The organism is Oleiphilus sp. HI0125 (genome assembly GCF_001635355.1).
Map to the genome: position 1 here is coordinate 1 of NZ_LWGF01000928.1, position 1,057 is coordinate 1,057.

The 1,057-nt window shown below is 42.3% G+C and carries 1 protein-coding gene; it reads right to left on the minus strand.

All coding sequences use genetic code 11. The features are described from left to right. A partial coding sequence (locus tag A3762_RS16065; RefSeq protein ID WP_068756600.1) for a glucosaminidase domain-containing protein occupies nucleotides 1-746 on the minus strand: 746 nt, incomplete at its 3' end. Nucleotides 747-1,057: the final 311 nt, after the last annotated feature.

Sequence of the window (1,057 nt, forward strand, 5' to 3'; positions counted from 1 at the left end):
AAACTATGCGGAGTGAGTTTGTTTACGCGAATCATTTGTCGAATCTCATCAATATAATGCTGACCACGTTCTGAATATCTCGACAACCCCTCGGCAAGCACACAGCCGTGAATGGGCTCGCCATTTGCGCGTGCTTGCGCACGTAAATCTCTCAGCTGAGCGTAGGTTGGATGGGAATTAATATTTCTAAAATACGCATGAACAGAGTCTGTTGGCGAGTCAAACACACGCACTTCATGAATCGCCCCATCATTGCGAGCGGAAGGAACTAAACCGCAGCCTTTGGTAAAACACCATTGACCAAAATAATTATTCCCTTGAGTCGCGAACCGAGATGTTCCCCAGGCGGATTCAATCGCTGCTTGCGCTAACACTAACGATGAGGGAATTTGATCGATCCGAGACAGCAATTGCTCTTTCTCTGGCGCAGTAATCGGAGAGCTAATCTCTAAGCGGTATTTTTTGGCAAGCTGCTCAAGCTCTGTTTGACTCTTTTCGGTTTGAATATCGCTACGTAGTTTTTCCAAACGAACATTTTCTTGTTCCACAATAGGTAAGAAGTAAGAAAAAAACGCGTCTTTCTTTTCTTTTACATTCTTATAGCTGGAGAAGTCTGGGACAGGAGAGCTTACTATGCTGGGCGCATCGAGAGTTTCATCACCCATAAAAAAGGCAAGCACTAACCAGAGAACACTGAGGGCGATAAGTCCGTAAAAGAAAGAAATTTTATCGATTAGCTGTCGCATTAAGATTCCATCTTACTAGCTGAATAATCGTAGAGTGAGGATTCACAACACTCAAAAGTCGAACCTCAATCTTAACATTACCTGTGATGATGACAGATTTATCTCGATAATCTACAGCATAATGATGAGCATTATTAATCCAGAAACTTATACAGAGCACTGCTATCGATTCAGCAAAGTCGAAATTCCTTTCTATACTTAGCGCCAATCAACAGAGAATAGGTGAATTTTCATGCTACACAAAATCCATCGTTTATCTAAAGGCTGTGTTGCCGCGGCTATTGGAATATTTTGTTTCTTGGTCGGCTATA